The 23,235-nt window shown below is 27.4% G+C and carries 29 protein-coding genes; 6 read left to right on the top strand and 23 right to left on the bottom strand.

Features of this window, described 5'->3' with window-relative positions; genetic code table 11:
- Positions 1-17: 17 nt before the first annotated feature.
- From hisS to nadC, 6 genes are all read right to left on the bottom strand, one after another.
- Entirely contained in the window at positions 18-1,382 is a 1,365-nt protein-coding gene (gene hisS / locus H518_RS0111560; protein WP_028889202.1) for a histidine--tRNA ligase, read from the bottom strand.
- A gap of 103 nt (positions 1,383-1,485) precedes the next feature.
- Positions 1,486-2,415, bottom strand: a complete 930-nt coding sequence (locus H518_RS0111565) for a YihY/virulence factor BrkB family protein (RefSeq protein WP_028889203.1) — start codon at positions 2,413-2,415, stop codon at positions 1,486-1,488.
- On the bottom strand, positions 2,412-2,999 hold the full coding sequence (locus tag H518_RS0111570; RefSeq protein WP_456154799.1) for a pentapeptide repeat-containing protein: 588 nt from the start codon (positions 2,997-2,999) through the stop codon (positions 2,412-2,414). The genes H518_RS0111565 and H518_RS0111570 overlap by 4 nt, the downstream gene beginning before the upstream one ends.
- A 67-nt stretch (positions 3,000-3,066) precedes the next feature.
- Positions 3,067-5,181, bottom strand: a complete 2,115-nt coding sequence (locus H518_RS0111575; protein ID WP_028889205.1) for a M3 family metallopeptidase — start codon at positions 5,179-5,181, stop codon at positions 3,067-3,069.
- Between the two features lie 112 nt (positions 5,182-5,293).
- Positions 5,294-5,803 carry a TlpA family protein disulfide reductase gene (locus H518_RS0111580; protein ID WP_043706875.1) on the bottom strand — a complete coding sequence of 170 codons (510 nt, stop codon included), beginning with the start codon at positions 5,801-5,803 and terminating at the stop codon, positions 5,294-5,296.
- Between the two features lie 113 nt (positions 5,804-5,916).
- Complete coding sequence (gene nadC, locus H518_RS0111585; protein WP_028889207.1) at positions 5,917-6,777, bottom strand: carboxylating nicotinate-nucleotide diphosphorylase; 861 nt, start codon at positions 6,775-6,777, stop codon at positions 5,917-5,919.
- A 165-nt stretch (positions 6,778-6,942) separates the two neighbouring features.
- Between nadC and rlmH the strand changes: the two genes are divergently transcribed.
- On the top strand, positions 6,943-7,416 hold the full coding sequence (rlmH, locus tag H518_RS0111590; RefSeq protein ID WP_028889208.1) for a 23S rRNA (pseudouridine(1915)-N(3))-methyltransferase RlmH: 474 nt from the start codon (positions 6,943-6,945) through the stop codon (positions 7,414-7,416).
- A 142-nt stretch (positions 7,417-7,558) separates the two neighbouring features.
- Positions 7,559-8,404 carry a hypothetical protein gene (locus tag H518_RS0111595; RefSeq protein WP_028889209.1) on the top strand — a complete coding sequence of 282 codons (846 nt, stop codon included), beginning with the start codon at positions 7,559-7,561 and terminating at the stop codon, positions 8,402-8,404.
- A 199-nt stretch (positions 8,405-8,603) separates the two neighbouring features.
- On the opposite strand, the gene H518_RS0111600 is transcribed toward H518_RS0111595, so the two are convergent.
- Positions 8,604-9,389: a helix-turn-helix domain-containing protein gene (locus H518_RS0111600; protein ID WP_028889210.1), complete on the bottom strand. Its 786-nt coding sequence runs from the start codon at positions 9,387-9,389 to the stop codon at positions 8,604-8,606.
- A 177-nt stretch (positions 9,390-9,566) separates the two neighbouring features.
- Here H518_RS0111600 and H518_RS0111605 point away from each other — a divergent pair, with 177 nt between their 5' ends.
- The 4 genes from H518_RS0111605 to H518_RS0111620 all read left to right on the top strand — a co-directional run bounded on the left by H518_RS0111605 (position 9,567) and on the right by H518_RS0111620 (position 13,087).
- Positions 9,567-10,145: a non-canonical purine NTP diphosphatase gene (locus H518_RS0111605; protein ID WP_028889211.1), complete on the top strand. Its 579-nt coding sequence runs from the start codon at positions 9,567-9,569 to the stop codon at positions 10,143-10,145.
- Positions 10,142-11,173, top strand: a complete 1,032-nt coding sequence (locus H518_RS0111610; RefSeq protein WP_028889212.1) for a FecCD family ABC transporter permease — start codon at positions 10,142-10,144, stop codon at positions 11,171-11,173. Before H518_RS0111605 ends, H518_RS0111610 begins: the two co-directional genes overlap by 4 nt.
- 2 nt (positions 11,174-11,175) lie before the next feature.
- Positions 11,176-11,973 carry an ABC transporter ATP-binding protein gene (locus tag H518_RS0111615; RefSeq protein WP_028889213.1) on the top strand — a complete coding sequence of 266 codons (798 nt, stop codon included), beginning with the start codon at positions 11,176-11,178 and terminating at the stop codon, positions 11,971-11,973.
- Between the two features lie 67 nt (positions 11,974-12,040).
- The gene (locus H518_RS0111620; RefSeq protein WP_028889214.1) at positions 12,041-13,087 is read left to right on the top strand and encodes a M28 family metallopeptidase; all 1,047 of its coding nucleotides are present in this window, start codon (positions 12,041-12,043) and stop codon (positions 13,085-13,087) included.
- A gap of 280 nt (positions 13,088-13,367) precedes the next feature.
- Here H518_RS0111620 and H518_RS0111625 read toward each other — a convergent pair whose 3' ends face one another.
- The 16 genes from H518_RS0111625 to H518_RS0111710 all read right to left on the bottom strand — a co-directional run bounded on the left by H518_RS0111625 (position 13,368) and on the right by H518_RS0111710 (position 23,209).
- Positions 13,368-13,811, bottom strand: a complete 444-nt coding sequence (locus H518_RS0111625) for a hypothetical protein (protein WP_155995211.1) — start codon at positions 13,809-13,811, stop codon at positions 13,368-13,370.
- A gap of 242 nt (positions 13,812-14,053) precedes the next feature.
- Entirely contained in the window at positions 14,054-14,404 is a 351-nt protein-coding gene (locus H518_RS0111630) for a hypothetical protein (protein ID WP_028889216.1), read from the bottom strand.
- Between the two features lie 369 nt (positions 14,405-14,773).
- The gene (locus H518_RS20540) at positions 14,774-15,187 is read right to left on the bottom strand and encodes a hypothetical protein (protein ID WP_051263754.1); all 414 of its coding nucleotides are present in this window, start codon (positions 15,185-15,187) and stop codon (positions 14,774-14,776) included.
- 177 nt (positions 15,188-15,364) lie between these two features.
- Entirely contained in the window at positions 15,365-15,769 is a 405-nt protein-coding gene (locus H518_RS0111640; protein ID WP_028889217.1) for a hypothetical protein, read from the bottom strand.
- Positions 15,770-15,901: 132 nt separating this feature from the next.
- A complete protein-coding gene (locus tag H518_RS0111645) occupies positions 15,902-16,249 on the bottom strand; it encodes an SMI1/KNR4 family protein (protein ID WP_043706876.1) in 348 nt (115 codons plus the stop codon).
- 6 nt (positions 16,250-16,255) lie between these two features.
- The gene (locus tag H518_RS21560; protein WP_407635132.1) at positions 16,256-16,369 is read right to left on the bottom strand and encodes a hypothetical protein; all 114 of its coding nucleotides are present in this window, start codon (positions 16,367-16,369) and stop codon (positions 16,256-16,258) included.
- Between the two features lie 129 nt (positions 16,370-16,498).
- Complete coding sequence (locus tag H518_RS0111655; protein WP_155995212.1) at positions 16,499-16,864, bottom strand: hypothetical protein; 366 nt, start codon at positions 16,862-16,864, stop codon at positions 16,499-16,501.
- A gap of 227 nt (positions 16,865-17,091) precedes the next feature.
- A complete protein-coding gene (locus tag H518_RS19755) occupies positions 17,092-17,412 on the bottom strand; it encodes a hypothetical protein (protein ID WP_051263755.1) in 321 nt (106 codons plus the stop codon).
- The gene (locus tag H518_RS20860) at positions 17,413-18,078 is read right to left on the bottom strand and encodes an RHS repeat domain-containing protein (protein WP_316929593.1); all 666 of its coding nucleotides are present in this window, start codon (positions 18,076-18,078) and stop codon (positions 17,413-17,415) included. It lies immediately after the preceding gene.
- A gap of 390 nt (positions 18,079-18,468) precedes the next feature.
- The gene (locus H518_RS0111675; protein WP_028889221.1) at positions 18,469-19,128 is read right to left on the bottom strand and encodes a hypothetical protein; all 660 of its coding nucleotides are present in this window, start codon (positions 19,126-19,128) and stop codon (positions 18,469-18,471) included.
- Between the two features lie 94 nt (positions 19,129-19,222).
- A complete protein-coding gene (locus H518_RS0111680) occupies positions 19,223-19,825 on the bottom strand; it encodes a hypothetical protein (RefSeq protein ID WP_028889222.1) in 603 nt (200 codons plus the stop codon).
- On the bottom strand, positions 19,826-20,479 hold the full coding sequence (locus tag H518_RS21495; RefSeq protein ID WP_081411184.1) for an RHS repeat domain-containing protein: 654 nt from the start codon (positions 20,477-20,479) through the stop codon (positions 19,826-19,828). It abuts the gene before it with no gap.
- A gap of 124 nt (positions 20,480-20,603) precedes the next feature.
- Complete coding sequence (locus H518_RS0111690) at positions 20,604-20,969, bottom strand: DUF7716 domain-containing protein (RefSeq protein WP_028889223.1); 366 nt, start codon at positions 20,967-20,969, stop codon at positions 20,604-20,606.
- A gap of 87 nt (positions 20,970-21,056) precedes the next feature.
- Positions 21,057-21,623 (bottom strand): hypothetical protein, encoded by a 567-nt coding sequence (locus H518_RS19770; RefSeq protein ID WP_043706878.1) that lies wholly within the window; start codon positions 21,621-21,623, stop codon positions 21,057-21,059.
- A gap of 212 nt (positions 21,624-21,835) precedes the next feature.
- Positions 21,836-22,342 (bottom strand): hypothetical protein, encoded by a 507-nt coding sequence (locus H518_RS0111700; protein WP_028889224.1) that lies wholly within the window; start codon positions 22,340-22,342, stop codon positions 21,836-21,838.
- 330 nt (positions 22,343-22,672) lie between these two features.
- On the bottom strand, positions 22,673-23,209 hold the full coding sequence (locus tag H518_RS0111710; RefSeq protein WP_028889225.1) for a hypothetical protein: 537 nt from the start codon (positions 23,207-23,209) through the stop codon (positions 22,673-22,675).
- Positions 23,210-23,235: the final 26 nt, after the last annotated feature.

A 23,235-nucleotide genomic window follows, 5' to 3' on the forward strand; every position in this document is an offset into this window, starting at 1 on the left:
ACACTTTTGTTGTTAATTTACTGTACTTTACTTATCAATTCATCTAAAGAGCAAGTAGTTTGCTCTCCGCTTGTCATGTTTTTTAAAACATATATATTATTATCTACATCGGTTACAACAAAATCTATGCCTCTATTAGTAACATATTTCCATTGTTTCTTTTCTTGTTTATTACTTGTTGCAGTATCAGGATATAATTCTGATTTAATATTATTTTCTCTTAATTTTTTAATCGCTTTAATCTTTGAAAGATTTTGATCTTCTTTAAAATTTAAGAACAATACTTTTGGTTTTGGTAATTCAACAGTTTTAAATAAACCTAGTTCTTCCATTACCAAGTAAATTCTATCTAATCCGAAAGAAATACCAACACCACTTACATCTTTTAAACCAAAGATACCTGTTAAATCATCATAACGACCTCCACCACCGATAGAGCCCATTTTTACGCCTTCTGGTGCTGCTACTTCATAAATGGCACCTGTATAATAATTTAATCCACGAGCTAAAGTTACATCTAATTCTAAACTTGCTGATGTTAAACCAATTTCTTCGATCATACTTACAACAGTACGTAATTCTTGTACACCTGTTTGTCCTTCTTCCGAAGATTGTAACATCCCTTCTAAAGAAGCTAATTTATCTTGATTCGTTCCTGAAAAACTAAATAAAGGATCAACTTTAAGAATTGCATCTTCTGAGATACCTTTCTCTAACATTTCTTTTACAACACCTTCTTTACCAATCTTATCTAACTTATCTAAAGCTACCGTAAAATCAATTAATTTATCTTTTGCACCAATTACTTCAGCGATACCAGATAATATTTTTCGATTATTTATTTTGATAGTCGTACCGTTTAAACCTAACTTACTAAAAACAGTATCGTATAGTTGCACAAACTCTACTTCTTGTAATAATGATTTACTACCTACTACATCTGCATCACATTGATAAAATTCTCTAAAGCGCCCTTTTTGTGGACGATCGGCTCTCCAAACTGGCTGAATCTGGTATCTTTTAAAAGGAAAAGTAATATCGTTTTGGTGCTGTACTACATAACGTGCAAATGGTACCGTTAAATCATAACGAAGTGCTTTTTCAGAGATTTTTGATATTATTTTTTGACTGTTTTTTTCTTCTAATAAACTTCCGTCAACCTTTTTTAAATAATCACCTGAATTTAAAATCTTAAAAATTAAACGATCACCTTCTTCTCCATACTTTCCCATTAAAGTTGAAGAGTTTTCGAAACTTGGTGTTTCAATAGGCTGAAATCCAAAATTTTCAAACGAATGTTTTATTATATTAAAAATATAATTTCTTTTTGCTACTTCGTTTGACGAAAAATCTCTAGTTCCTTTTGGGATTGATGGCTTCATTATTAATTATGAATTATAAAAATGATTATTTATGAGTTTTAATTTTTACATCAGTAAATACTTAAACACTCTGTGATGGCAAATATCTGAATTTAATAACAAATTATGAAGTTTTATTTCTACGTTTTAATCGATAAATAGATGCATTTAATTCAAAGCCTAAAAGCAAAATAATAGCGTTTAACCAAACGAATAACATTAAGATTAGCAAAGTACCGATGGAACCATATAATTCATTGTAAGTTGCGAATTTAACAACATAGATTCCGAAAAGATAAAATGTAAAAAGCGATAATAGCGTTGTTAAAATTGCACCTGGAGAGAAAAATTTCACTTCTTTACCTTGTGTTGTTCCAAATCGAAATAAAAGTGAAACAATCGTAAAAATCATAATTAAAAACAACAATCCTCTACCCCAATACAGTAAATCTAAATCTCCCGTATCTAACCAACTTATATTACCTATTCTAACTAAAGCTACTTGGTAAAAAATAATTGCCACAACCGTTATTATTAAGAAGAAAGACATTAATAATGAAACCCCTAATGAAACAATATATGCTCTAAACACATTTCTCATTTCCGTTACATGGTATGAGTATTCAAATCCTCCGAAAATAGCATTTACCCCATTTGTCATTAAAAAAATAGATGCTAAAAAACCAAAAGATAATAAACCTCCGTATTGATTATTAATAATATCTTTTAAAACTAAATCTACAGCATCAAAAGTTTTGGGTGGTAACATTTCTTGAATTAACCAAAAAAGATTATCCTGAAATCCATCAATAGGAATATAAGGAATCAATGATAAGATAAATAATAAAAAAGGGAATATTGCCATAAAAAAACTAAACGCAATTCCTCCTGCTCTTGTCGTTAAAGCTCCTTTAACAATACCAATAATGTACATTTCTATTACATCATACAAAGACATACCTTGCAGCCCAGGAATTTTTATCTTCTTACCAAAAGCTACCAGTAAATTTAATACAGGTATTTTATCTAATTTTATTTCTATTTTTTTTGTCATTCAACAATTATATTATACTGCTGTAATAATCCAATTATATTTTCTTTTGAGAATTTTGCTTTTTTTAACCTATTGCTATCAGGGTTTATTAAAAAATCAACAGCCGTTTTAAAATCTGATTTCTCTAAAATTGTATTTTCAAATATTGCTTTTTGTAAATTACAATTATCAAAAAGTGAATTTGTGACATCAGTTTCCGTAAAATCAACTTCTTGTAAATTGCAGTTTACAAATTTCGTGTTTTGTATTTTTAATTTATAAAACGAAGAGAAATTTAATTGGCATTCTTTAAAACTAAACTGCAATAAAAACGGATCACATTCATTAAATTTCACACCAATCATTTTACAATTTATAAAAGACACTTCTTTAAATGCTGTGTTTGTTACAATTGCATTACTAAAATTACAATCGATAAACTCACATTCTAAAAATTGAATATTTGATGCATGCACATTTTCGAAATTACAGTTTGTAAACGTACAATTATCATACTCTCCTTTTTTTATTTTTGTAGTATTAAAATCAAGTTTTGTAAATGTTTCACTATCAAAGTAATCGTTCATTATAAATATATTTAAGATATTGTGTTTATGATTATTTCACAAACACAACCATCTCTATACAAAGTTATCTATTGCTATAAAAAGGTTATTTTAACCCTCTAGCTTTTAACATAGGCACTGCTTTCGGATCTCTTCCTGCAAAAGTTTTATACATCTTTGCATAATCCATTGTATTTCCTTTTGATAAAATTTGCTCACGGAATTTTTGTCCGTTCTCACGAGTTAATAATCCGTTATTCTTAAACCAATCATAAGCATCATGACTTAACATTTCAGTCCATAAATAAGAATAATATCCGGCTGCGTAGCCACCACTAAAAATGTGTGCAAAATATGTTGAACGATATCTTGGTGGTACTTCAGATACTTTTAATTTCATTTTAGCTAAAGCCTCCTCTTCAAATTTTGCAACATCTGCAATATTTTCATCAACTGATACCGTGTGCCATTTCATATCTAAACTAGATGAACACAAGTTCTCTATCATAGAATACCCTTGATTAAAAGTACCAGCATCTTTAATTTTCTTTAATAACGCTGCAGGAATTACTTCTCCTGTTTTATAATGTAATGCGTAATTATTTAAAACTTCTGGATGTGTAGACCAGTTTTCATTAAATTGAGATGGAAATTCCACGAAATCTCTTGCAGTACTTGTTCCTGAAATTGATGCGTATTTTTGATTTCCGAATAAACCATGTAAAGCATGTCCAAATTCATGAAACATAGTTTCTACTTCAGAGAAACTTATTAAAGCAGGTTCTCCTGCAGCTGGCTTAGGTGAATTACACACATTATAAATAACAGGTTTCTGGTTACGTAATTTAGATTGTTTTACAAAAGCACTCATCCATGCTCCTCCACGTTTACTATCTCTAGCAAAAAAATCTCCATAATATAAGCCTAGCTTACTCCCGTCTTCTTCAAACAACTCATAAACAACTACATCTGGATGGTATACTGGTATATCAGTACGCTTTTTAAAAATAATTCCGTATAATTTTGTTGCAGCATAAAAAACTCCTTTTTCTAATACATTTGTAACCTCAAAATAAGGTTTTACTTCCTCTTCATTTAAATTGTATTTTGATTTACGAACTTTTTCAGCATAATGATTCCAATCATATGGACTTAGTTTAAAGTTTTTTCCTTCTTTAGTTATTTCTGCTTGAATCTCTTTAGTTTCTGAAGCAGCCTTTTCTAAAGAGCCTGGAATTAATCCATTAAACATCTCAAAAACTTTATCTGGTGTTGCTGCCATTGTACCTTGTAAACTCCAGCTTGCATAATTATCAAAACCTAAAATTTGTGCTTTTTTTGCTCGTAAAGCAACCATTTCTTGCACTAATTTACTTGTATTATATTCACCCGCATCTGACCTATGAATAGATTTTTCGAATAAATTCTTACGTACTTCTCTATTTTCTAATGTTTGTAATGATGGTTGTTGTGTAGTATTTATTAACTGAATTTCATACGTACCATCTTTTTCTAAAGATTTAATTTTCTCTTTTGAAAATCCTTTTAATTTTTCTTTATCAGAAATTACAACACCACCTTTTTTACTTGCATCTAGTAACTTCTTTCCAAACTCGTTAGACAAACTTGCTATTTGTGAGTTTATATCTTTTAACTGACTCTTTTTATCTTCTGATAGGTTTGCTCCTGCTTTTGTAAAATTCTTATAATATTCTTTTACTAAATGATTAGATTCTGCATCTAATTTCAAATTATCTAAATCATTATATACTTTTTGTATTCTTACAAACAGTGCCGTGTTTAATAAAATTTCATCACTATGCTTAGAAAACTTAGGTGCTAATTCTTTTTGGTTTGCTTTAATAACATCATTTGTATGCGCTCCTGCTAATCCATAAAAAACAGCCGTTACATTATCTAAAGTACTACTACTTTCCTCTAGTGCTAAAATTGTATTTTTAAAAGTTGGGCTTTCTGTATTTTTAATAATAGCCTGTATCGTTTCATTTTGCTGTTTCATTCCTTCTAAAATAGCAGGCATAAAATGCTCATTTTTAATTTTAGTAAAATCAGGAGCACCATAATCTAACGTACTCTTAACTAATAAAGGGTTTTCTACAGTCATACTTGTTTTATTTCCTTTTTTTGTTTCTTTAGCTTTATCCGTATTACATGATATTGCTAAGACTAAAACTGCCCCTAAAATTATATGTTTTTTCATTTTACTTATTTTTAATTAAAATTGAAACATCTATTAAAAAAACATGCTTTACTAAAAAAACATGTTTTTCTTATAAACAATTGTTTATACTTTCGTCTATTTTTTTTAAATTTTATGGTTCAATCAAGTACTTAATTGATAAATCCATATATTTTTTTCTATTCCCAACCCATTTATCAATAATAAAACCGTCTTTATTAATTATAAAAAAAGTAGGGTATTGTTTTACTTTATAAATTCCTTTTATCTTCTCTTTCCCCTCTATATCCCATATAGTTGCAGCTTCAAAATTTATCTTTAAACGTTTCGCAATTTTATACCATGTATCTTTTTTTTCATCTCCATGTATAGAAATTACTTTTAAATCTGATGCATATTTCTTTTGAAGTTTATCCATCTGAGGATATGTTTTCCAACATGGTCCGCAATAAGTTGCTGTAAAGTTTAGCAATACATTTTTTTTATTTTTAAACTGAGAAAGTTTAATTTGTTTTTTTGATTTCACATCATATCCCTTAATATCTATAGCTTCACTACCTATATCTATACTTTGGCTAATTGACGGAAAACAAAATCCTAACATAAATAAAAAATTAAAAAGGATACTTACTCTTTTCATCATCTGACTTTGATTTTTATACTAATTTATTAAAACTCAAACATTCTTTTTTAAACATAGTATAATTTTATTTACTAAAATTATTTCCTCTTCTAAAATTGCAAAAATATAAAATATTAATTTACAGCCTTTAAACTTAGGTCTAAATTATATACCGAGTGTGTTAATGCGCCTGATGATATAAAATCTACTCCACACTCTGCATACTTACGAATAGTTTCTTCGTTTATTCCGCCTGAAGATTCAGTTAAACACTTATCTCCTATTAAAGCTACTGCTTTACGGGTATCATCATAATTAAAATTATCTATTAAAATTCTATACACACCTTCATTTGTTAGAATTTCTTTAATTTCCTCTAAACTACGTGCTTCTACTATAATTTTAATATCTAATTCTTTTTTAGCTAAGTATTTCTTTGTTTTAGTTATTGCTTGCGTTATTCCGCCTGCAAAATCAATATGATTATCTTTTATCATTACCATATCATATAAGGCAAATCTATGATTTTTTCCTCCGCCGATTTTTACTGCCCATTTTTCTAAAGCACGAATACCTGGTGTTGTTTTACGTGTATCTAATACTTTGGTTTTAGTACCTTCTAATAAATTTGCAAAAAACTTAGTTTTAGTTGCAATTGCACTCATACGTTGCATTGCATTTAAAACCAAACGCTCTGCCATTAAAATTGATTGTGATTTTCCTGATACATAAAAAACGATATCACCATATTTTACTTTATCACCATCATTAATTAATGTTTCTATTTCTAAATCTGCATCTACATAATTAAAAACCTTTTTAGCAAACTCTACTCCAGCAATAACTCCTTCATCTTTTACTAACAATTTAGCTTTCCCTGTTGCTTCATTAGGTATACATGATAAAGATGTATGATCTCCATCTCCAATATCTTCACGAATAGCATTGGTTATTATTATCTCTAGCTCTTTATTAAATTGTTCTTTTGATATCATTCTTCTCTTTTATTATACCGTAAAAATACGGATTGATTTTATTCTATGGAATTATTTTGTTAATTCAACTCAATTTATACTTTAAAACAAATAAATTTGCAGCTAATTTTACTAAAAACATCTCGAAATAAATTTATTTCAGAAAACAATTCGAAATGAAAGCTTATGAAAATAAAACTAATCGCTATTGGTAAAACTGATGACAAAAATTTGATTCAGTTAATTAATAATTATGAAAGTAGATTAAAACATTACGTTAAATTTGAATTAGATATTATACCTGACATAAAAAATGTAAAGAATCTTAGCGAATCTCAGCAAAAAGAAAAAGAAGGAGAATTAATATTATCTAAACTTCAAAATACGGATCAATTAGTTTTACTTGACGATAAAGGGAAACACTTTACATCTATTGAGTTTTCGCAATATTTACAAAAAAAAATGAACTCAGGTATTAAACAATTGGTATTAGTTATTGGTGGGCCTTATGGTTTTTCTGAAGCAATCTATAAAAAAGCTTTAGGCAAAATATCACTTTCTAAGATGACTTTTTCACATCAAATGATTCGATTATTTATTGTTGAACAAATATATCGAGGCTTTACAATTCTACGAAACGAACCTTATCATCACGAATAGTGACAGTTACATAACTACAATACTTTTTTTAATAAAACGAATCTGTACTTTTCTTAAAAAAATATTTTCTATATTAATGGCCTTTTTCTATTCTAAATTTCATAATTTTGTCGCCCCTAAAAACACACAAAATTAAATTAAAATGAAAACATTAAAATTTTTAATATTTACTATTCTCTTTACTAGCTTTGTTACTGTACAAGAAGCATCTGCACAAGATGAGATTAAAGTTTTAAAGAATAAAATTAAGGATAAGAAAGATCAAATTAGTGCTAATGAAGAATTCTTAATTAGTGGAATTAGTGCTTTAAAACGTGTAAACTCAAATTTAGAAGACTTTAAGAAAGATAAAAAAGCAACTAAAAAAGAAGTTAAGAGAAAAGAAAAAATCGTTGCTAATGTTCAAACTAGATTAACGAACTTAAAGACCTTAATTAATAATAGAAAAGGTGAATTAGTTGCTCTTGAAAAGAAGTTAGCTAGAAAACAAAAAAAGGCTGCACCTAAAGAAACTAAGGCTGTTCAAGAAACAGAAGCTGAACCAGAAGCTCCTTTAACAGATGCTAAAAGCGAATTAGCTTTACGTAAACAAAAATTAGAAAATGCACGTAAGAAATTAGAAGATGAACGTAAAGCTAAAGAAATAGCTTACTTAAATCAACAAGAAGAATTACGTTTAGAAGCAGAGAAATTAGCACAATTAGATACTCAAATTAAAGCTGAAGAAGAATCTATTATTAATGAAAACAAAACTTTAATAAGTGATTATGAAGATGACATTAGCATTAACGAAGAAATCTTAATTAGTGGTAAAGAAGGATTAGCTAGAATGAAAACAAAATTAGAAATAGCTAAAAAAGACCCTACAACTTCTAAAGAAAGTATTGCTCGTAAAGAATCTATTATTCTAAAAATTCAAGAACGTTTGAGTAAAATAGAAAAAGAGATATATCTTAAAAAAGTAGAAATGAATAAATTAAAGTCTTAAAAAACTTATATTTTTATTCTTAAAAAAAACGAAATTTAGAAGCTTCTAAATTTCGTTTTTTTGTTTAGATGTACTACCCTCCTATTCTTAAAAAACAGAATATTTATAGATAAAATCTTCACTTTATATAAATACTTATCTCAACAAGATATGTACTCTTTTTATTACTAAATATTTATGTGTTTTTTCACTAAGTGAATTAGCTTTTAGCAAACTTATATAAAACTACTACTTCTATAATTATTGTAGGTATTAAAAAGAACAATCCGATAGAAGACAAAATAATTGTAGCAATGCAAACACCTGTTACAATCTCCAGAATTGCATTAACCTTTATAAGATTGTTAAATTTTGTTTTTAATTGTAATAAAGATAACCCGAATATTATTTGAATTGTTCCAAAAATAATTAGTTCAACAATACTCGTTACAATTATTGTTTCGTTAGACGAACTAATTAAAAAGATATCATATAACTCTGAAAAAACATAAGCTATCATAAAAACATATACAATTACCTCTAATAATTTGTTTGAATGTTTTTTTGCTATTTTTACAAACCCCATAAAAAAGAACACAAATGTTATTGCTGAAATCACTTTAATAGCGATATAAAACGTTTCTCCAAAAATCATTTTATTTTGAGTAAAATGATATACATCTGCGATTGTTTCAAAAAAACCAAAACAAAAATATACAACTCCAAAAATCCAAGCTAAATTTAACTCTTTTTTATCTTTATTGCTTATTTCAATTTCATTTGTAATAGTATCTACATTGATATCTGCATCTAAAGCCTGCAATATTGTTTTAATAGTAAAACTTCTAGGAATTGTTTCGCCTGCCTCTATTCGTTGTATAGTACGTACATTTATATTGCATTTTTCTACTAATTCTTCTTGAGTTAAACCTTTTTGTTTTCTTAATTCAGAAATCCTTTTTCCTAATGCTGGTTGTTTCATGGTAAGTAAATTTTTATTTTCCATACAATGTTACTTTAGCTTTTCTTTTTGATGAAACATTTTAATTGATTTTAACCCGACATTTACACGACATTCCTTTAATTTCAATGGATACAAAGTTTTTTTGTTTTTATAAAAAACAGAATATTAATTACAAAGATGATAAAAATTGATACATTTGTTTATCTAATTTATGAACAAATGAAACTTGTTTTTGCAACCAATAACCAAAACAAATTAATTGAAGTACAAAAAATGCTTCCTGATACGATTGAATTACTTTCTTTAAAAGATATTAATTGCTTTGATGATATAGAGGAAACTGCAACAACTCTAGATGGTAATGCTAAAATAAAGGCCAATCATGTTACCGAAAAATTTAAATATAATTGTTTTGCTGATGATACTGGTTTAGAAGTTGAAAGTTTAAACAATGCTCCTGGAGTGTATTCTGCACGTTACGCTGGCGAACCTGCAAATACCGAAAATAATATGCAAAAATTACTTTCTGAGTTAACTGACAAAGAAAATAGAAAAGCCCAATTTAGGACTTCTATTTGTTTAAATTTAAATGGAAAACAATACCTGTTTAATGGTATTTGTAAAGGAAAAATATTACCCCAAAAGCAAGGTGAAAAAGGTTTTGGATATGACCCTATATTTCAACCTAAAGGTTTTCAGGAATCATTTGCAGAAATGACTTCTGATGAAAAAAACACAATTAGTCATCGTGGACTAGCTATTAAACAATTAGTTGAATTTTTAAAATCAATTAATTGAATTCATCAAAAAGATACACCAAACACTTTATTTTATTATCAATTTTATTGATTACTTTCTTATTGCTAAACATTAGTTTAGGATCAGTAGCAATTCCTATTAAAGATATTTTAAATTCGTTAACAGGTGGTATTGCTTCAAAAGATAGTTGGAAAATTATAATTATAGATTATCGTTTACCTAAAGCTATCACTGCCATTATGGTTGGTTCTGGCTTATCTATTTGCGGGCTTCTTATGCAAACATTGTTTAGAAATCCTTTAGCGGGTCCTTTTGTTCTTGGTATCTCTTCTGGAGCTAGCTTAGGTGTTTCTTTACTTATTTTAGGCTCTGGATTATTTGGAGGTATTATCTCTGCTTTTTCTTTTTATAACTGGGCATTACCAATTGCTGCTAGTTTAGGATCTTTTTTGGTGTTATCTGCTGTAATTATAGCTGCTAATAGGGTTCGGAATACCATGTCTATTTTAATTATTGGATTAATGTTTGGGTCATTAACTTCTGCAATAATAAGTGTATTGTCCTATTTTAGTGAAGCTGAACAAATTCAACAATATCAATTTTGGAGCTTTGGTAGTTTAGGCGACTTAACAGGTAAAAAGCTTATCGTTTTTGGTATTATTTACAGTATTAGTTTACTTGGAACTTTTAGCATAATTAAACCACTGAATAGTTTTTTACTAGGCGAAAGTTATGCAAAAAGCTTAGGTATAAACATTAAAAAAAGTAGGAATATTATTTTAATAATTACCAGTTTACTCACAGGGGTAATTACTGCTTTTTCTGGCCCAATAGCTTTTATTGGTTTAGCTGTACCACATATTGCTAAAATAATTTTTTCAACATCTAATCATAAAACATTATTACCTGCAGTTGCACTAATTGGTGCCATTGTTTTATTAATTTGCGATTCGATTGCTCAATTGCCAACAAGTGAATATACTTTACCTATTAATGCCATAACATCGTTATTCGGAGCTCCTCTTGTAATTTGGTTATTAATTCGTAAAAAGAAAATATATGTATAGATTTGACTGATTCTAAAAAAAATATCGTTCTTAAAACTGATAATCTATCAATAGGATATCAAACAAAAAAGCAACAAACAATAATTGCCTCAAACATCAATTTATCTGTTGAAAAAGGAAATTTTGTTGCTCTTTTAGGTAAAAACGGAATAGGAAAATCAACTTTATTGCGCACCTTATCTAAGGTTCAAGAGCCATTGAGTGGAACTATAGAAATTAATCAAAAAAATAGTGCAAATTATTCGTATCAAGAATTAGCAACCAAGTTAAGTTTAGTTTTAACCGAACGCATACCACAAAGTCAATTAACAGTTTTCGAGTTAATTGCTTTAGGAAGGCAACCATATACAAATTGGATAGATCAATTATCAACAAAAGATCTTAAAAAAATTCTTTGGGCAATTGAAGAAACAGCAATTAGTCATTTAAAAGATAAAAGATTTTATGAATTAAGTGACGGACAGCTTCAACGAGTTCTTATTGCTCGTGCTTTAGCACAAGATACTGAAATTATTATTTTAGATGAACCTACTGCGCATTTAGACATTCACCATACCTTTAAAGTATTCTCTTTATTAAAGAAACTAGTTAAAAATACGGGGAAAACTATTATCATTTCAACCCATGAGGTAAACCTTGCAATTCAGCTTGCTGATGAGTTTATTCTACTTTCTGAAAAACAGATATATAGTGGAACTTCAAAAGAATTAATCAATAATAATGCATTTGAGCAGTTATTTCCTAAAGAACTCATAAGTTTTAACAAAACATTAGAACAATTCGTTATAAAGAAAAATTAAATTTGAACCCTTGTAACAATTTGTTATTTTTAAGAATTAAATAAAACCTAATTTCAATTAAATATCGATGAAAAAATTACTTTATATAGCAAGTGCCGTAGTACTTGCAGCTTGTGGAGTTAGTAAAGATACTACTACAAGTATTAATAATGATTCTAATGTAGATTATGCTGCTAAATTTGCAAAAACGATTACAGCTAAAGATTTAGGTAAACATTTATTTATATATGCCTCAGATGAATTTGAAGGTCGTGATACAGGTGAACCTGGTCAGAAGAAAGCGGTTAATTATTTAAAAGATTTTTATATAGATCAAGGGATTAAATCACCTTTAGGTGGTACTAAATATTTTCAAGAAGTACCTTCAGCTTATTTAAGTAACAACCGTAGAGGAATGACTTTAAAAGATTCTGAAAACGTAGTTGCTTTTATTAAGGGAACAGAAAAACCAGATGAAATTGTGGTAATTTCTGCCCATTTAGATCATGAAGGTGTTAAAAACGGGGAAATTTATAATGGTGCTGATGATGATGGTTCTGGTACTGTAGCTATTTTAGAAATTGCTGAAGCTTTTAAAAAAGCCGCAGATGCTGGTAAAGGCCCTAAACGTTCTTTACTTTTTTTACATGTAACTGGTGAAGAAAAAGGATTATTAGGTTCTAAATATTATACAGAAAATCCAATTTTTCCGTTAGCAAATACTGTTACTGATTTAAATATTGATATGATCGGTAGAGTTGATGAGCGTCATAAAGGAAAACCTAATTACATCTATTTAATCGGAGCTGATAAGTTGAGTACTGAGCTACACAATATATCTGAAGCTATGAATAAAAAATACACAAATGTTAACCTAGATTATAAGTATAATGACGAGAACGATCCTAATCGTTTTTATTATCGTTCAGATCACTATAACTTTGCAAAGCATAACATACCTGTTATATTCTATTTTAACGGAACACATGCTGACTATCACCAACCTACTGATACACCTGATAAAATTAATTATAAATTATTAGAAAACAGAACTCGTTTAGTTTTTCATACTGCTTGGGAAGTAGCTAATCGTAAAAATCGCTTGATTGTTGATAAAGTTGCAACTGAAAAATAAATAACTATAAATAAAACAAAAGACTCGCCAATTGGCGAGTCTTTTGTTTTATTTATAAATTTTGTACTGAAATAACCTTTTACGAATATCGTTTATTAAACAGTAAGCCTTTATTTATTAATATTAAAATCACTCATTATTCACAAGGCTCATAGCAGAAAATTATTTCAATAAAAAACCACAACTTCCGTTATGGTTTATTTTTTTTATGCTAATTAATTTTTGCTATCAGTAATATTTTTAGGTTATCAAAAATTACAATACTACTAATAATTGGCTACTATTCTTCCTCATCATCTTTACCAAAAAAACGATCATAAAGACCGTACAGTACAAACAAAGCCAAAACACCTAAAAGTCCTTTACCTACGAATTTGTCAAAAAATGAAACTTCTCCTTTTTTCGGAATCTGAACTCCTGTTATTTCTTCTATTCTTTTTAAATCCTCAGCACTCAATTTTAAAAAAGTACTTTCATCTCCTTTTATAAAACCTACTATTTCAGGCTCTGTATTACTATAAGACAGCCACAATAAATGACTTTTAGTATATTTACTTCCAATATCAAAATATCTCCCATCTTTTAACTTAAAATCTTCTGTATCTGGTAAATCTTGTATTTTTATAATTTTTTCTTCTGTTCCATAAGGAACTGGTATTCTAGCTTTTGAGAACACACTTAGTGAACTTAATGAACATATTAAAAGTAAGGTAGTAATTTTCATATCTTTTCTTTTTTATTGGTTATTTTTCTTTTTATTTCATCAACTTAATGAGCTACGGTAGAATTATAAATTCTACTTAAAAATTTCTTTTCTTATATTTTTATTTACCTTTTCACTAGAAGAAATTCTATCAGAATTTACAATTTTTTAGTATAATCTATTTTTACTTATAATAAACTAATACTAATTTGAGTAAAAAAATATTTAGCTAAAACATAAATTTTATTATGGTTTTATTTATTCTATTGAAAAACAACTTTTTTAAAGTGTTTTATATAATAAGCTTCTATTCTATTTGCTATTTTTTCACGTTGCTTTTTACTTGTTTTTTTACCTGTATCCCATCTTTTTGGTAAACATTCAGTAAAAATATCTTTATTCATTAAATGATGTAACTCTAACTTTGCTACTAAAGCTCTATCCTTTTTTTTGTCATAGTAAAATAAAAAAGAACCATCAAGTATCGGTTTTATACGATATTCTTTTTCTAGATTTTCTTCTACTGTATCATCTACAGAGCTATCCGATTTTAACGAAGCTAATCGCTCTTTTTTCTTTAACTTTATCTGTTCTTCTATTAAATTGAAATCCATATACTAATTGTTACTTTTCTTAATCATTTTTTTTATTTTATAATATTAATAAAAAAACATAACTTTTACATTATACTTCTTACCTTTTATTAATACTCTGCATATTTACTATCAATACTAGTTATAAAATAGCCATAATAAAAATATAAAAACTAGGTTATCCATTTCCTAGTTTAATAGGATACTAAGAAATGTACTCATTAGTATCAGAGGTATACTATTTAAAGGTCCTGATTATTATGTTTTTAAATAATTTTTAACCTTCCTACTTATAAAATCATATTCTAAATGTTTTCTTCACTAATTTATATATTAAAAAGAATCTTATTTTTATCGAGAAACTACTATATTTTATTATAGTTACAAAGGTTATTTAAAGAAGTCTGATAAACATCCTTCTTCTATTTTTAATCTACCATTTGGAATTTTATTTTTTTGATATTCATTCCATAATGAAATTAACCATCCATTATTATAGCCAACATCAATTGCGTCTGACAACAATCCTAAATCGTCTGAAATATAGGCTGCTAAATCTGAATTTTCGGTTTCATCAATTATAAGTTTAAATGCCTTTTCTCTTATCTCTTCCGAAAATGTACTTACTCCTTTCTTTGCTGTTAGAACTTCTATTTCATTGTAAATACTCATCCAAACATCTGAAAAGTATTCCTCATCTCTTTCTTCAAAAACATCGTTAAAACTATCTTCATAATAATTGTTTAGTAACGTTTTTAGTCTACTATTTATAAACTTATTTAAAACTTCTTCTTTATTATTCATAAATTTTATTTTCAATTTAATAATTGATTTTTGGAACAAAAACAAATCAACTTCTTCAAATAATAAATCGTCTTATAACATATGATATAAAATGATTATCTCCTTTACAAACATATCAAACAAAAAAACACAACTTTTACATTGTGATTCTTCTCTTATATTATTATTTATGTTTACCTATATAGTGCGAAAATCTTGGATACCTGCTAATTCAGCTGCCTTTTTATTAAGAAAACTAAAAGAGGCAGTATCAAACCCAGCTATTACTTCTAATTCATCTTTAGCATAGTATATCTTTAAGAAACCAGATTTTGCTTTACTTTCTCGATACGCTGCTAAATCGGGATACTCTTTAAAATAAGAGTCTTCTAAACTATTTAAAGTATAAGATTCTACGATATCATCGCCTGTTTGTTTTACCCCAATAGTGCTATTAAAATAAAATACATTTTCTAAAATTATTCTAGCTTCTAATATTGTTGTCTCTAAATCAAATAGTAACTCGATACTATTCTCCTGTTTAGAGATACCTATTAATCTTTTTCCTGTTAGACTTTCTGTAAAGGATTCTACTATTTGCATAACTTAGTTTTTTTTAATTCATTATTTTAAAAAACCATAAATTTTAAATTGTGGTTTTTCGTTTTTTGTATCTGTTAAACCTTCTCACACTTGGCACAAGCATGATGCTTGCGCTAGCCCGGGCTTAAAAGTTTAACCTTTTCTAGTTAATAATTCATTTATATCTTTTGACTCATTTTCCATATCTAATGAACCTAAAGCTCCTAAATCATTTGAAAAAATCTGTTCCGAATTATCTTTTTTTATAAAAAATGCTAAATCTCCGTCTTGTCCAATCAAAAAATAATCTGGTTCGTATTCTGGAACTTCATAAGTTTCATTTCTTTCAATCAAATCATTAATACTATAAAGGTAAATTCCTAAATTATTTACCTCATAGACTTGATTTGGCTCTAACTTAAGTAAAAATTCTCTATATAATTGAGGGAAAGAGTAATTTAAAGTTTCCTCTATTTGTTTTATTTCTATTTCTGTACTCATAATATTTTAAATATTGAAAAATGGATTATTCAAATTTTGATCTCTTAAACTATCAAAGAATTTATATGAATCTTTAAGAGCTTTTTGAGCTTGTGCTTTAGGTGTTCCAGCATCGATCATTTCCTTCTAACTAATATTAAAACTCTTCTTTTAAAGAAGTATTCCATACCTTCAACTTAACCCACGTTTAATGGCCCTGATCTATCCTAATAACCATTTTTAAAATCTGTTATTTAATGTATTGATTACTCATCTTTTTTTTTGAGAAGAATATGAGCTGCTATTTTTAGTTTCAGAAAAATACAAATATACTTTTTGATAAATGTCTTCTTTACATTTTATTACTAATATAGTTTTGTTATGATTATCAGAATTTGCAATCACTAATTTTCCATTCGAATACCTTAATTCTGCTTTAGATAAATCTAATGTTCCTTTTCCTATTTTTAATCCACAAGAAATTGTATAAACAATATTACTATTTGTAATACTTATATTTCCACATTTATTAGCTTTAAAAAAAACATTTAAACTAAGATGAGTATCACATAGTTCAAAAGATTCTACGTGAAGTTCAATAAAAAGTGATGTTAATAACATAATATTTTTTTTCAAAATGATTTTATTTTATTTGATAAGAAATTTGGTATCAACCATTTACACCTAGGCTTTTTTATTTTTTTAACCTCAGTTGCATAAAAATTAGGTTCTCCACTTCCTAACCCAATCGGGTCTTGAGAAATATAACCACCTGTTTCAGGTTTTTTATCTTTATTACTTCTTATCTTGATGGCACGGAATACAATTCCGCGCTATCGAGATGATGCTTGCGTTAGCCGGGGCTATTCCCATCTACGAATAGCTGTATTATCGTAAAAATAATTTAATTGTTTTTCATCAATATAGCCATTATCATGTAAGTTATTAATTATATTATCTGCTATTTCTTGATCTTCTGTACATCCTGTAGATTTTGCTAAAACTAACAACGCTCTATTTATTACATCACTATTTAAATTATTAATTTTGATAATTAAGTGCTTTATTTTTTCTTTGATAAGCTTATTTGTTTTATAATCATCATTACCTTCTTCAAAAGAATTTTCATAATAATTCTGAATCTCTTTTTCTATTGTTTCAATTTTTCTAAAATAATCTTCCATCTATTTACAAATTTTATAAGCTCCTTTTGGTATAGCTCCTTCAACTAATACTTCTGCATCCTTAGTAGCATATCTTAATGCAGGCATTTTTAACTTTTTACCTGTTTGAGGGTCAACTCCTCCAGACATATCAAAAACTTTTGATGAGCTTAATTTATCTGTATCTATAGCAATTATGGTACTAGGATTTACCTTACCTCTTTTAGGGTTTGGTTTTGCATAAAATTTAGCTGTCCCTTTTTTCTTGGTAGTAGATATGTATTTAGTTTGTAGACTTCCATCATCTATATGCTGCTGTATAGTATGTGTTGAACTAAGATTTTTAGGTTGAATAGCTTCACCTGCCAAAGCACTAGCCTCTTGACCACCATTTAATGCCCTAAAAATAATTATTAACCCAAACGGATCTACTTGAAAATTACTATCATATACATAAGCATAGAAGTTTGGGTTGTTTCCAGCCAACCCAATCGGGTCTTGAGAAATATAACCACCTGTTTCAGGATTATAATATCTAAACCTATTATAAGCTAAGCCTGTTTCTTCATCGTAATATTGCCCTTGATATAGGAATGGTATAAAATGATTATCTCCTTTACGAACATTACCATAAATATCTAGCTCTCGCTCCCAAACCTTATTTCCTTTTTCATCAAACGATAAAATAGGGGTACCTAATTAATCAGAAATAATACTAAATGTACCTTCTGATGTAATTTTTGCAGAGGGCACAAATGTACCTTCGTCAAACACCCAAGTAATTAGGTTTGTTGTTGGCTCTTCTTTATCAAAAGACAATCTACCTACATCATCGGCAATCGTTTTTGGTCTTTCAAAAATAGCATACGCAAACTCGTGTAAAAGAACGTTTCCGTCGTAAATGTAATGGTTTATTTCTTTTTACCAATATTTATTTTAGCTGATACCTGTTCTTTTTTTATTATAAAAAAACAGTTTTATAAAATCCATAAAAACCACAACTCCCATTGTGGTTTTTATAGATTTATTACTTTTATCCGTAATATCTAACTAGTATTAACTGAGCGAAAATAGCATTTAAGTATTTTGTATAAAAAACAAACCTGCATCATCTCCTGATTTAAGTTTTTTTATATTTTTATCTACATAAAAATAACCTATTCCCGTTTGGAAAATTTTAAATTCCTTTTCAATATCTTCTTCTAAAAGTTGTAAATAAAATTGATGTTTTGGGCTAGGGTTAATAATATCTTGCTCAAAATAAGGAATACTTTGTAGTTTTGAAATATCTAACCCCATTCCATTCTCTTCAAAGAATACATGTTCTTTTTCCATGTATTCTTCAGTATCTGATATAAACTCAAAAAACTTTTTCTTCAAAATTATTTCCGATAAATTTAATTCTTCATCATTAGTCTGATCATAAATTAAAACTTTGCTATAACCTTCTTTTAAAATTGTTAAATCATTTTTTTGATTAACTGTATATTTCGATGTTAAAGATTCTTTCACTCCTCCTAAAGAATGTTCTTCAAGTGAAATAAATATAGAAATATTTTTATTTTCTGCTAGACTTCCATTTCTGAAAAAATTAGAAAAAATTGTACATAAATGTGTTTGATTTATATTAGTATTCGGAATTTTAGGCCAAATATTATTAGGCATTTGAATACCTCTTCCACCTACAAAACCTATACTTTTTTCTGTTTTATGGTCAGTAAAAATTAATTGTGACATTTTTAAATATATTAGTTTTAGTGACAGCCTTTCTTGCTTATTGCAGAACACTAGCTACATCAAATATTCTTCCCGACAATTCTTACGATACTATTTAATCTATATTAAATGTATTATCTTGAGATATTTCCTCTAAAGACAATAAGTTATCCACCTTTTTTAAATGAAAACCAAAACCAAAATTTTCTTCTCTCGAATCTAAAGAATCTTTTCTTTCATATCCTGTTACTGTAACAATATACTTGCCTTTACTAACCTTTTTCTTTTGAGCTTCGTACACATTTTTAATATCATCATCTACGCCATCAAGTACTTCATAACTAAAAGTACTCTCCTCTGTTTTAAATTTTTTATAGCTCCAATTTCCTAACTGATTAATAGCTACAACCCATAATTCACCTTCATCAACCTCCAAGTTAAAACCTTCAATTTCTTTCACTTTAACCCATTGATCTTCCTTAAAAAAGGAACTCTCATTTTCATATATATCAAAAAAATAATCATTAAAAGAAGCAGTAACGATTGGTAAAAACGTTCCCGTTATCATTATCTTTTTTGAAAAATCTTCACTTTCATCAAAAAGCTTCGTTAAGTTTTTCTTTTTTACTTTATCTTCTAAAAGTCTTTTTTTTAAAACTTCCTTTGAGAATAATGCAATAGCATATCCATTTGATGTAATCTTATTATTTAATATCATTTATTTACAGGGTATTTTTCCTTTTTTAATCATATTTTCCATTGTATCAAGAGCTTCATTTGGTGTCAGATTCGTTTTTATTATTCTACCATTTGCTCCTTTAAACTTAAGCATTCCTTTCATATCATAACCTTCATAAGCTTTTCTCGCTTTTTTCATAAAGTCATCCAAAGTACCTTCAAAATTGCCTCCTCTCCAAGGAATACCTTCTCCTTTAAGTTTTTGGTGCATTTCTAAATGAATATCAGGAAAGTCACTAGGTTTATTTGGGTACCAAGCAAAAGCTTTTGTAGTTGATAAATTTTGAATACCTAATTTCCCAGCAACAGACCTCGGTAATAGATGATGTCCCATTCCTGACCAATTTAAAGGACCCCATGCTAATCCAAATGGATCAATCCAACTATTTACATCAGGTGCATACGCATAAAAATTAGGTTCTCCAGAAAGCAATCCAATCGGGTCTTGAGAGATGTAACCTCCCGTTTCAGGATTATAATATCTAAACCTATTATAAGCTAAACCTGTTTCTTCATCGTAATATTGCCCTTGATAGAGGAATGGTATAAAATGATTATCACCTTTACGAACATTACCATAAATATCTAGCTCTCGCTCCCAAACCTTATTTCCTTTTTCATCAAATGATAAAATAGGGGTACCTAATTTAAATAATCATTTTTTTACAAAAAATCAATAACATTATACCAAAGTAAAAACCACAATTTTTACACTGTGGTTTTTAATTATTCATTACCGACAGGTATAACAAATCTATTTATTCAAAATCTAAAAAGGTATCATTTTCTGTATAGTAATTTAATCCTAAAATAAATTCATCAATAGTTGCTTCGCTTTTCTGATGTAATACATTCATTATAACATCTTCAAATTGGCGCCCATCATAAAGTAATTCTAAAGATTTCTCTACTACAAAATCAGGATAAACTTCTTCATCTTCATCTGAAATAATAGGATAACTTTCTAAATAACAAGTACAATTTATATCTGTTATATTTTCATCTACTTCTGAAGAGTATAAACAAAAATTATTATCAGTCAAACCGTTTTCTTTAATTCTTTTTTTTACAACATCTATTAAATGAGATAATGTATATGCTTTTTTAAATTCTAATTTTTCCATAACATATTATTATTTACACATTCTCCTGTTAAACCATCTTATTTTCCTTTTGGATGATCCTAATCATAAAGACATATCTAGATTTTTTTATTCAAAAAAAAAAGAAATAAAATCTGATTGATATTTATTATCTAAATTTTTATCAAAAATATTTTTGATATCTTCTATAAAATCAGGTAATGTTTCTTCATCTTCATCAAATGCTTCTAAATTATACTTCTCTTGTTCTATTTTCATTCCTTCTACCATAATTTTAAAAAACATTGCAAGTGAGTCTGCTAATTTAAAACGAGTAGTTTTATTAATACTTCCATATACTTCCTTACTCGTTTTATCAAAATAAATAGCATCGCCATTTCTTGTAGCAAATACTATCCAATCTTTATTCCAATTTAAATCATCATATTTTTCACCTTCGTTACTTCTTAGCACATACCAACCTTCTTGAACCTTTGATTGCATTCTTTTAGGGTATAAATCTATATACAACTCACCTCCAATAGTAATTGTTTTATCGAATTCAAGATAGTCATATAATAAGTTTAAAGAATTTTCAGAACTACAATTTATATCTATAAATTTTACCTCGCCAATATCAGTATTATCTCTACCAAAAATTAATATGAATTTTTTTATTATCTCTTTTAACTCCATAGTTTATTTAGTGACATTTTGCTCGACCTATTAACCTATCTTTTCTTTTATTCTCGGAATTTCCTCTATGTCCTTTATTTGAGTATAAATACTCATCAGTTTTATAATATCTAAAGGTGTTATACCTCTATTCTTTTTAAATATTTTTTTCAATAAATTTACACTAAAGTAAATGTCGTAATATAAAAATTCTGCATTTACTTTAATTTTTTTTAAAAATATTTATATGGATATTTATTATACAAATTGGGGCTAATATTATTTAAAGTATTTATAAAAGGTTTTTTTACAATATCTTCGTCAACTTCTTCTATCAGATAGTTTTCTAATTTATTAACTATTAAACCTAATTTAAAAAAATCTTCAAAAGATAAGTTCATTTCAATAAACCCTTCTTCAATATATTCGCCTTTATTATGATCATAAAAAAATACTTTATTATCTTTAAGGCTTAAAAACCACTCGTCTCCTTGGCCAGAATCAGCAATTAACCAAAATATCTCACTTAATTGAGAATAATTTTTCTTTATATAGGAATTCTTATTTAATACCTTTTCGTAATCTAATAAATGAATATCAGGACTTAATTCCTCTGATTTATATTTGGAAATAAATTCTAAATATAATCCACTTTTAATAGGTATCTTATCTAGTTTTTTAATTACGTTATTACGAGGTGTAAGCTTATCTAACTCTTCTTTTATTTTTATTTCAAACATTTATTATTATAGTTAATTACATATTAACATCAAACACATAAATTTTGGTTCATTAGAAAATAATTATGGTTTTTACTTTTGTATTTACCCTTTATTATTTCTAATAATTACTAAATAGTATCCATAGCTGATAAACCAATTTATACATCATATATAAACTAACATTACATCAATTTTATTCCAAGGAAATTTGAACTTCTCCCTTTTTTGAAACTAATTTTAAGCACTGGTATTTAACCTGTAACTCCTTAATATTTTCAATATATTTATAGGGAATAAAATTAGTTTTTATTTTAAAATTTTCTTTTTCATTTATTCCCGTGGAAATATTCAAAATGCTATCTTGTAGTTCAAGTTTTTTCGTGCAAAAAACACAAACTTTTTTTTATCAATAAAATTGATTTTTGGTACAACAAACAAATCAGCTTCTTCAAATAATAAATCGTCTTTATCATCTATTACTAAAGAATCTGCTAATTTTAAATCATCTTCAAGCCAATTAAAAAAGTTTTTTCCTGTCTTATATAAATCTATCGAACCTATAGCTCCTAAATCAAGATAATATACTTTTAATTCACCATCTGCTTTATTAATGAATATTCCTTGACCAGAACCATCATCACCAATTAGAACGAAGCTAGATAAGTAATTTGATATTTCATATTGTAAATTTCGTTCTTTAGCCAATTCAAATCCATAAATTGAAATACCGCTATCAAATAAAATATGTTCATAAGTATTCCAAAAAGATAGCATATCATTACTTATCTCAAAATTTAAATCTTGTAATACTTGTTCCTTATTTATTTCAAATTCTTTCTTACAAAAGATTATTGAATCAGGCTTTTCTTTTAAATTAAAATTCATTTTTTATTAATACTATGACATATCAA

The organism is Tenacibaculum ovolyticum DSM 18103, from assembly GCF_000430545.1.
Classification (GTDB): Bacteria; Bacteroidota; Bacteroidia; order Flavobacteriales; family Flavobacteriaceae; genus Polaribacter; species Polaribacter ovolyticus.